Here is a 9,420-nt window from a genome sequence, read left to right on the forward strand (position 1 = left end):
GAGAACAGTATGAAAAAGGAATATCAAACGATTAATCCAAGTAATGGTCAACACTTAAATACCTATCAAGTGCTTCTTTTACCTGAAATAGATCAAACGATTGAAAAAGTCAAAAATGCGCAATTATTATGGCGTGATCGCACGATAGATCAGCGTATTGAGTATATTCAAAAAATCAAAGTACTATTAATGCAAAATCTTGATCAATATGCACGCTTAATCACAAATGAGATGGGCAAAACATTGAAAGAAAGTATCGCTGAAATTAAAAAGTGCGCTTTTTTATGTGATTATTATGCAGAACACGCAAAAGAGATATTAAGCTCACAAAAGATTAATTATCAAGGGTTAAATGCTGAACGTGTTTTCGCGCCATTGGGTGTGATTTATATGATTATGCCGTGGAACTTTCCTTTCTGGCAGGTGTTTCGCGCAGCAATCCCCAACATCTTAATTGGCAATGGTATCGTATTAAAGCATGCAGAGAATGTCATTGGCTCAGCGTGTACGATTGAAGCGTTGTTCACACAAGCAATAGCATTACCATTGTTAAAAAATGTCGTCATTGATCTTGCGCATTCTGAGCATATTATCAAGCATCGTGATATTGCCGCAGTAACGCTGACCGGTAGCAATCGTGCAGGGAGCATTGTTGCCAAAGAAGCCGGAGAAGTTTGCAAAAAAACTGTATTGGAGCTTGGTGGATCCGATGCTTATATTATTCGCAAAGATGTTGATGTTGAGAGCGTTGCTAAAGAGATAGTTCATGTCAGAATGCTCAATAGTGGGCAAGTGTGTATTTCACCAAAGCGATTGATTGTTGATAAATCTATTAAAGTGGCATTTGAACAAGCGGTACTTAATACGATTGACGAGGTTGTTGTTGGAGATCCATTAGCAGAGAATACAACGATGGGACCTATGGCAAGGGTCGATTTGCGTGATAATTTACATCGTCAGATTGAACAAAGTATTGCCCAAGGTGCGAAATTATTAACAGGTGGACATTTCTTGGAAACAGATAATGCAAAGGGTTTCTATTATGCGCCAACGGTATTAACGGATGTCACACCATCGACGCTGGCATTTCAAGAAGAGCTGTTTGGTCCGGTCATTGCGATTAGCTATGTGGACAATGATGAAGAAGCAATTGAACTTGCAAATAACTCAAAATATGGCTTAGGTAGTGCGATTTTTACCAAAGATATTGAGTATGCTAAAGAAGTAGCAGAAAAACGCATTGAAGCGGGCATGTGTTTTATTAACCAGTGTGTTGCCTCGCATCCGGCATTACCGTTTGGTGGTGTCAAGCAATCAGGCTATGGTCGAGAGTGTTCACAAGAGGCATTACGCGAGCTTGCTAATGTTAAAACGGTGTTAATTGGATGATAAACTTAATAACTGAAGTTACGCACTTTAGAGAAAACTATGAGTTTTATAAACATCCCGTCAGCCTAGGGTTACTTAAGCTTGCGAGGCGAGGTGTTGAAATAGGAAAAGTATGTAACTCCAGTTAATAACAATCAGAAAATTTTGCTGCTTTTTTTAGAAAAGTCGCTAGAATGTCACAAACTCATCAAATCATGTACGCGGATGCAAAGTAATAAAAATATTGTCATCATTGGTGTTGTCGGCGGTTCCGGTTCTGGAAAAAGTCTATTATCTAATACAATTGTTGAGGAGCTTGAGGATTTAGAATCTGCAAGAGTAACGGTATTATCTGAGGATCATTACTATCGTGATAATAGTCATTTATCAAAAGCACAGCTAGATAGGTTGAATTATGACCACCCAGATGCCTTTGAACACAGTTTATTAAAAGAGCATCTAGAGTCACTCATTGCTGGTCAAAATATTGAAGTACCGTTGTATGATTATGCAACACATAGTCGAGTGAAAGGTCAAACGCTGCCGATTAGTGCGCAAACGAGCATTTTGATTCTAGAAGGGATTATGCTGTTTACTGATGAGAATATACGAAAGCTGATGGACATTAAAATTTTTATGGATACGCCGATGGATGTATCCTTCATCCGTCGTTTGGTGCGTGATCAGAAAGAACGCGGTAGAACAGTCGATAGCGTAGTGACACAGTATTTAGAAACAGTACGCCCGATGTTTTTACAGTTTATTGAACCTTCTAAACGTTATGCTGATATCATTGTGCCGCATGGTGGTAAGAATAAAATTGCGATTGACGTGATTCGTTCAAAAGTTCGTGAGTTATTAAGACATAATCACGCATGACAAAGTGTTAATACACTTATTTTTTCAATATGATTGTCTGAAAAGTTTTGAATACATGTGATAAGCGCCTTAAGGGTTGCCCCTGTCGTATAGACATCATCAATAATTAAAAGGTGCTTTGCTGTGATCACACGCTTTTGTTTAAAGACATTATGCATTTGGCGTTGTCGTTGTTCATAACTTGATTTGGCTTGGGGTTTGGTATATTTGTGGCGCTTTATCGAATGTAGATCAACGGACCGATTAACTGAAGCTAAATGTCTTGCTAAAATTTCTGCTTGATTAAAACCACGCACAACAAAGCGCAAACGATGGCTTGGCAGAGGCAAGATATAATCAATATCAGCAAGTGAATGTAAGCGTTTAAAGCTTGTTGCAAGATATAGCCCTAGCGCATTACCCGCAATATGATTGTTTTGATATTTAAATAAAAAGAGCAATCTGCGTGTTAACCCTTCAAAATGATTCAATGCATAGAAGGTGATAGGTTGTCCATTAATCATCAGTTGTTGGCGTTTATTCGTATGCGCCTCTTTAGAAAGTGCTTCTTGGCAATCATTACAAAGGCCTTTGTCTGTAATCTGTTGACAAATAATGCACTGGCTAAAAAAAAAGATCGTTTTAAGCTTATGTGCATAATCACGCAAATACATTTATTTCTCCAGCTAGTTTGATGAATCCTATACAACATACTCCCCAGTTAAGCAGATTTTTGGGAATATACATTGTTGCTGATCATGTATCAAAAATGATACTGCAGAATACTCTGATGAAACATCTATTCTGCCAAGATAAGTGTAAAATTCAATCAATGGCGTGATTAATGGTAGATGTTAATCATTAAATAAAGAATCAAGGAGAATAACAATGGGCATATCAAACACAACAAATACCTCGAGATGGACTAAATTTGCAGAAGGTTATAAAAAGTACTGCAACCACCAGTCTGAGATGGCGCGTAAACGTATGGGCGTGTAGCTTTAGTTGGATTAAGAAAAGTATTTAACTTTAGGCAAGTGCCAGTTTTTATAAATGGCGCATAATCTTAGGCTTAAGCCAATCGCAATAATAATCAGCGCACTGATGAGATTATCGACTTTAAAATACAGTGTTAATGCGTGGAGTATGCCAACCAATGCTGCAACAAGGGCGTAGAGCTCCGCTTGAAAAACAAGGGGAACATCATTACATAATACATCACGCAGCACCCCGCCAGATACTCCGGTGATAATTGCCATTAATACGGCAATGATGAAGCTACCAAAAATCATAAAATGGTCATTGCTTACCGCTTGCTGTGCGACACTATAGCCAATGTCACTGCCTAAATAAGCAAAAGTAACAAGGCCTAATGCATCAACAATTAAGAAAAACTTATGACGTTTAACAATGTGGCGCGCGATAAAAATAGCTAAGATAGAGGCGATAAAAGTCACCAGAATATACTCAGGATACATCACCCAAGTCAATGGGTAATACCCTAAAAGCACATCACGTACGGTGCCGCCACCTAATGCGGTAATGGTTGCAATGGTGACAATCCCAAAAATATCCATATTTTTCTTGCCGGCAGAAATCGTGCCGGACATGCTTTCAGCGGTGATCCCAATCACATAAAGGATTTGAAAGATGATAACTTTATCAACAAGGAAGTACATTATTTATTAAGGAATCATTTCAGCTTAAATTAGCTGCGTATAATACCCCTAGATAAGCCATAGGAAAAGCTTTTTAGAAAATCTGAAGATTAATTTATGGTGTGTCGCTAAATGGATCATAGGCTGAACATAGTGGTTTACTTAATGTTAACAATATCATGCGAATACTTCCTATTTGGTTACACAAAGAAAAATGCTTTGGAATAGTATGTCCCTATCCGAAAGTTTTCTGAAGTTATTGATGTGATCAGATGTGCGCAGTCAGGGGGAGTGTGCAGGATCTGAACTGAGTTAATGTGCAGTAAGTTTTGATTTTTTGATGGTAAATAAACAAAAAGCAAGGGGAGAAGGATGAAAAAAGTCGTTGTCATAACAAGTGCGCTATTGTTTGGTGTCTCTAGTGCATCATATGCAGCTAAAGGGGCAGTAGATCAGACAAGTCATGCTGAATTGCAGGCACAAATCGATCAGCTAAAGCAAGAGTTAGATCACTTAAACACAAATCAAAATGGTGCTCGCAAAGATCAAAGCGATGCAATCTATGTAACAAGTGATCAAAAATATGGTGTGTTTTCAGATTATGATCAACCATTTGCGAAATATTCAAGCTCTAGGTTGCCGTTTTCAATATTGAGTCATCGCAATAAATACAGTGATGGCGCATTAATATTTGGTGGTTATATCGAAGCGGATGCAACAGTGTGGCAAGGTAATGAATTAGATACTTTTAACGGTGCACACAATGGCAATGCATATCAGGCAACAAGTAGTTATGAGCAAGGTTGGGATTTAGCCATTAATGAGGCGGATTTATATATTGTTGCTAACCTTGGGCACTATGTTCAGGCATCAACTGTTTTCACTGGTGCCAGTTATGCTGATCCAGTGGTTAGAGATGCTTATGTCACTTTTGGTAATCTTGATAGCTCACCAGTTTACTTAACCGTTGGTAAAAACAGATTATCATTTGGTTCGTTTGCTGATGGCGGTCCTTGGATCGGAGGGATTACGCAGGCGATGTTTAGACCAGGGCACGACACGGTATCGGCGAATTTAGGCTTAAGTTTTGGTGACTTATACAGTGCCTCACAGAGTAAAGATCACTTCAATGTCAATGCCAATTTGGCAGTCTTCCAAGGTAAGAGTGACAGCAATAACAAAACAAACTTCATGGCAAGCCTATTTGCAGACTATGATAATAATACCTATAACTTCGGTGGTACTTTGGGCTATATGTATAACTGGATTGGTACGGGTATGGGGGCGACGTCTTTGGTTGTCAGCAATACAAATTCACCAAACCTTGTTAATGATAATAGAAATGGTATTGTCAATGCCGAAGTACATGCCGGTGTTGACGCTTATTTCAACTTAGGATTAGGTTGGACTGGTTCGACAAACAAAGAAGTTTATAGTAATAACACGCGCTTTGGTGCATGGTATATCCAAGCAGATACTCCGTTGCCAGTATCTGGTGAGATCATTCAGGATCTTGATTTAGGTCTTGGTATGCAGCATGCGTATAATACCAATAACTTGCCATTTACTATGCCAGGTGATGAGACCAACAAAACTGCGCCCAATGTGCTTGGCGTGCAAAATGAATATCTGGCATACCTAAGCTCACATGTATTCTCTAAGAATAATCTTGTTAGTCTAGAGCTTGGCAGGTTAGATTTATATAATGGCAAAACCAGTTACGAAGCAACATTAGATCTTTCTACTTATTTCTAATGGGCTTAGCTGATTAAACGCTTACATGCTATTGTCTCTTTAGTTATGTAACGACGTTGCCAACGTTGATTCATATGTGCAATACATCCTTTCTTTTGAAAATTTTAAAGGAAAAATGTATTACGATCATCTCGCATATGAGCAACTTTCAGTGGAGACTGACGTACCCTTCCTGTATTACTGCATGCTCCGCTGAAATATTCTTTAAAAAATTAAGCTATGACCATAGCCAACCCCTTTTGATTGTATATGCTCAGGGTACGGTGTGCACTTGTGGGCGGTATATTTAGTCTTAGTCAAAAATTAAATGGAGTTAATCGTGAAAAAAAATAAAAAAAGTAATTTCAATATCATTTACCGCATTAAGTCTTATTGCAATCAAGTCCCAAGCACTCACTTTGGAAAATAATACAAATCATCCGATTTATAATGCGCATATTGCTTTCTCAACAAAAGCAAAAGAGTGTGTCGATGGTAAGGATTGGCGCAATATGGGAAGTATGCGATCATATGCATTACAATCATTACCAACTATTCCAAAGTTGTCACAGTTTGTGTTATTAAAGTTTCAAACTGATCCATCAAGCAATGTGTGGTACTCTGCCGCTTTTACGTTAAGTGCCAACACCAAGAAAGATGAGTTGCTAAAAGTTAATGCTACTAAGATGACCGATGGTCAAATGTTATATTCTTTAAATAAGTCACTTGTCTATTTTTCGCAAATGCCAAATGCATTGTATACATGTACTTTGGAGAACAATGATATAGCAACGGACTCAAAAAATAAAACCATGGATATGAAATTTACCTTTAAAGGTCAACGTTACGATTATCATGCATTATTAGAGCATGGAACCTTCAAAACAAATCCATGCACTGAATTGTATTGTGGCGTGCCAACTCTTTATTTTGAGGTTGAGCCCGAAAGTCTTATTCAAAGCTCAGAAAAGCCAACGGCTGATCTTGAAGCAACAGTTAGTCATAGTAGTTATGAAATTTTTGGTCATCGTTTTGAGTATCAAAAAATCACTAAAAAGGGTGAAAGAAAAGATCAAGAGGTGATGGAATATCAAGGTAATAGTTATATTGATTATATTAAACCACCTTTAGCACCGGCCAAACTCAGTGGTTATTTATCTTATGTTGATACCTATAAAACGACATATCGAATTGGTACTGCTGGAGATGATTTGCATAATTGGAGCTTTAAAATCCACAACCTGACAGATGTACATAAAAATGACATCATCTGTTCGGGGCATACTGGCAAACAACTCAATGATGGTGAGCTCATACCGCCACTTACATCAGCCTTCTCGATAGAGTCAACCGATGAAGATGTGTTAATGACGCAATACTATCACTCTCTGTATCGTAATATCACTGCTTCTGCTGGTTTACTAACATTTGACAAACAATTTGAATGGGATTCATTTGGCATAAATGTGGGTGAGGAGTACGGCAGGGCAGAGTTAGCTTTGGGTGAAAAAACAGCAACATCACCTTTATTCATGTTTGAGCTTAAACATGTTAAAGCCTTGTCGGGAAACGTTCCAAAGCCCATGTGGATGTACAAGGATGTAAATGTAGGATCTCAACCTATCCAGTGTTTCTTTATTTAATCCCAAACACCATGAATATTCAATAAAACAACGCCGTGATAATATCCTTCGATCATCTTGTTGAGTGTCTCGCTTGTGATATGAATTTGATGCGTTTGATTGTGCGTCAGCTGAAGTCGTGATGTGTCTAGCTCAATGTCATTAACAAATACTTTAAGTGGAATTTCGTGAAAATTGCTATCTTTATCACTGTGTAGCGATGTTAATGTTGCTGCGCTAGCAAGTGCTATGGTTGCCGGCTCAGCAAGTTGCAACTGTAAGCGCTCGTTGCTGTTACTAAAGTGCATCTTGTGATCATCTTCAGTTTGTAAGCTTGGCTGTAATGACGCCTTATTTTGCGCATTGAGATTCGATAGTTGTAATTTATCAGGCTGACTAATCCGTGCCGTGACTGTCAGAGTCATGCTTGCTGACTGCATTGTAGCAAAGCTTATCTGGCTTATACAAAATAGATTAAGTGTGGTAAATGCGATAAAAAATATACCCAAGAAGTGCTGTAACCAATGCATTGGGTAAATACAGCACTTTATCGATGGTCTTTTTATGATCATATCAGCTAGGTGATGATATAAACGCTTAGTAAGTATTGTCATTGCTGTCATAGTCTATGCTCCTTTATTTAGTTATCTAGGTCCTTCCTGTGGCAATTTGAGTATAGTTTTGATCTGTGTTATGTCAAATAATGATCTACCCTGATGATTACATTCCCTTACGCAATAATTCAAAGTGGCAAATATTTCCTTGGCAGTGGATATTACAATACACCCATTCAACGTAATGGGGCGTTGGGGCAAAACGTAAAATATGGGGATTTAAATTATGTTTCAACAGATATCGAAAATCATTGGTTTTTCAAGCTTAGGTTTATTATTGTTTGCTGCGGCTAATCAGGGCAATGCAGTGCCATACAAGGATTGCTCAGGTGGGATTGCTGTTAATGGCTTGTTTGACTATTGGCATAAAGACAAAGATGGCAAAATGCAGTTGACCAAAACGTTGACAAATAATAGCTGCGAATCAGCGCTTTATTATATCGTTAACATTGCGCGCGTTGAAAATCCATTTGCTAAAAATGGCAAGAAGGAAAAAGACATCACCCTTACGCCAAAAGAAATGGCGCAAAGTATCTTGCCTTCAAAAACGCGTTTGATCTTGGCGCCAAAGCATAAGCAGTCGATTAATCTTTATATGCCTGAAGGCAATCACAATGATAAGTTAAGTTTCTATCGCGTAAGCTTCCAACCGGTTATTCCAAGCAAAAAGTATGGCTTTGATATCGATGAAAAAACAGAAAAGAAACTGCAAGCACAAACAACGATTGGTATGGGGGTGGCAACTGCAGTTGTCGTGGAGCCGGTGCACCCTGATTATAGCTATAGCGATAGCCAAAAGGGTAATCAAGTCACCTTAACCAATAAGGGTAATGCGTTATTATTTGCTGATTTTAGTGGCAGTTGTATTAAGCCGCGGAAAACCAATAATACCAAAGCGAATCCAGCAGTGGCGACAAAAGATATAACTAAAGATAAAGCAAGTAAAAAGACTAAGTCAGCTAAAGCAGCAGCCAAGCAATCAGTTAAGTCAAAGGTTACTGAGATTCAATGTAATGATAATGGTTATGCAAGTCTTGAGTTAAAACTATATCCACAGCAATCAAAAACAGTCGACTTATCGCACTATAAAGATCAAGTGATGCTAACGATGAAAAAAGGCTATCAACGTGAGACGCATTATTACAATGTAAGCCATGAGTAAGTTGCATATAAAAACAAATGATTAAAGAATTATTATCGTTGGTTTGCAAGAAGCAATGGTAAACACAGGTTTGCTAATCAATATTAGCAAATAAACCATAATGAGATTATGGGGATAATTAATAAAACAATCTCGAAGGGGAGAAAAATATGAAAATGAAATTAATTGGGTTAAGTATTGCTTTAGCGAGTGTTGGTTTTGCAGGTGCAAATGCAGGTAAAACGACTCATTTAGATGTATCTGCCATTGTAGCGTCAGCACCGCCTCAAGATTTAGATATTAAGTTTTATTCAAATATTAGCTTAGTAAATTCAATCAAATATCCGACCTATAATGTGAATCAAGGTTTAAATTATGCACAGTATTTTTGTGCCAGCAACTCAAATGCTGCACATAGCCTTCCA

The 9,420-nt window shown here is 38.0% G+C and carries 9 protein-coding genes; 6 read left to right on the top strand and 3 right to left on the bottom strand.

Annotated features, from left to right (window positions below; all coding sequences use genetic code 11):
- Positions 1-9 precede the first annotated feature (9 nt).
- Both ACY10D_RS02035 and udk read left to right on the top strand, forming a co-directional pair.
- A complete protein-coding gene (locus ACY10D_RS02035) occupies positions 10-1,389 on the top strand; it encodes an aldehyde dehydrogenase family protein (RefSeq protein WP_486999140.1) in 1,380 nt (459 codons plus the stop codon).
- A 204-nt stretch (positions 1,390-1,593) separates the two neighbouring features.
- The gene (gene udk, locus ACY10D_RS02040) at positions 1,594-2,247 is read left to right on the top strand and encodes a uridine kinase (RefSeq protein WP_192484846.1); all 654 of its coding nucleotides are present in this window, start codon (positions 1,594-1,596) and stop codon (positions 2,245-2,247) included.
- Here udk and ACY10D_RS02045 read toward each other — a convergent pair.
- Together ACY10D_RS02045 and ACY10D_RS02050 are read right to left on the bottom strand one after the other, a co-directional pair.
- Positions 2,238-2,900: a ComF family protein gene (locus tag ACY10D_RS02045; protein WP_486999141.1), complete on the bottom strand. Its 663-nt coding sequence runs from the start codon at positions 2,898-2,900 to the stop codon at positions 2,238-2,240. The two genes, udk and ACY10D_RS02045, sit on opposite strands and share 10 nt — an antisense overlap.
- A 336-nt stretch (positions 2,901-3,236) precedes the next feature.
- Positions 3,237-3,905, bottom strand: coding sequence for a trimeric intracellular cation channel family protein (locus tag ACY10D_RS02050; protein ID WP_486999142.1), 669 nt, complete (start codon positions 3,903-3,905; stop codon positions 3,237-3,239).
- 351 nt (positions 3,906-4,256) lie between these two features.
- Between ACY10D_RS02050 and ACY10D_RS02055 the strand changes: the two genes are divergently transcribed.
- Both ACY10D_RS02055 and ACY10D_RS02060 read left to right on the top strand, forming a co-directional pair.
- Entirely contained in the window at positions 4,257-5,639 is a 1,383-nt protein-coding gene (locus tag ACY10D_RS02055) for a DUF3573 domain-containing protein (protein WP_486999143.1), read from the top strand.
- A gap of 398 nt (positions 5,640-6,037) precedes the next feature.
- Positions 6,038-7,261, top strand: a complete 1,224-nt coding sequence (locus tag ACY10D_RS02060) for a hypothetical protein (protein WP_486999144.1) — start codon at positions 6,038-6,040, stop codon at positions 7,259-7,261.
- On the opposite strand, the gene ACY10D_RS02065 is transcribed toward ACY10D_RS02060, so the two are convergent.
- Positions 7,258-7,863: a hypothetical protein gene (locus ACY10D_RS02065; protein WP_486999145.1), complete on the bottom strand. Its 606-nt coding sequence runs from the start codon at positions 7,861-7,863 to the stop codon at positions 7,258-7,260. The two genes, ACY10D_RS02060 and ACY10D_RS02065, sit on opposite strands and share 4 nt — an antisense overlap.
- A gap of 217 nt (positions 7,864-8,080) precedes the next feature.
- On the opposite strand from ACY10D_RS02065, the gene ACY10D_RS02070 reads away from it, so the two are divergent.
- Both ACY10D_RS02070 and ACY10D_RS02075 read left to right on the top strand, forming a co-directional pair.
- On the top strand, positions 8,081-9,016 hold the full coding sequence (locus ACY10D_RS02070; RefSeq protein WP_486999146.1) for a hypothetical protein: 936 nt from the start codon (positions 8,081-8,083) through the stop codon (positions 9,014-9,016).
- 149 nt (positions 9,017-9,165) lie between these two features.
- Positions 9,166-9,420, top strand: a 255-nt coding sequence (locus ACY10D_RS02075; RefSeq protein ID WP_486999147.1) for a hypothetical protein, incomplete at its 3' end; no start/stop codon positions are given.

The sequence above is a fragment of the Cysteiniphilum sp. genome (assembly GCF_057495195.1).

What these genes read in the sequence shown, in the direction of transcription:
- ACY10D_RS02055 (WP_486999143.1), top strand. Translation starts at nt 4,257, where the DNA reads ATGAAAAAAGTCGTTGTCATAACAAGTGCGCTATTGTTTGGTGTCTCT.
- ACY10D_RS02035 (WP_486999140.1), top strand. Translation starts at nt 10, where the DNA reads ATGAAAAAGGAATATCAAACGATTAATCCAAGTAATGGTCAACACTTA.
- ACY10D_RS02070 (WP_486999146.1), top strand. Translation starts at nt 8,081, where the DNA reads ATGTTTCAACAGATATCGAAAATCATTGGTTTTTCAAGCTTAGGTTTA.
- ACY10D_RS02045 (WP_486999141.1), bottom strand. Translation starts at nt 2,900, where the DNA reads ATGTATTTGCGTGATTATGCACATAAGCTTAAAACGATCTTTTTTTTT.
- ACY10D_RS02050 (WP_486999142.1), bottom strand. Translation starts at nt 3,905, where the DNA reads ATGTACTTCCTTGTTGATAAAGTTATCATCTTTCAAATCCTTTATGTG.
- udk (WP_192484846.1), top strand. Translation starts at nt 1,594, where the DNA reads ATGCAAAGTAATAAAAATATTGTCATCATTGGTGTTGTCGGCGGTTCC.
- ACY10D_RS02065 (WP_486999145.1), bottom strand. Translation starts at nt 7,863, where the DNA reads ATGACAGCAATGACAATACTTACTAAGCGTTTATATCATCACCTAGCT.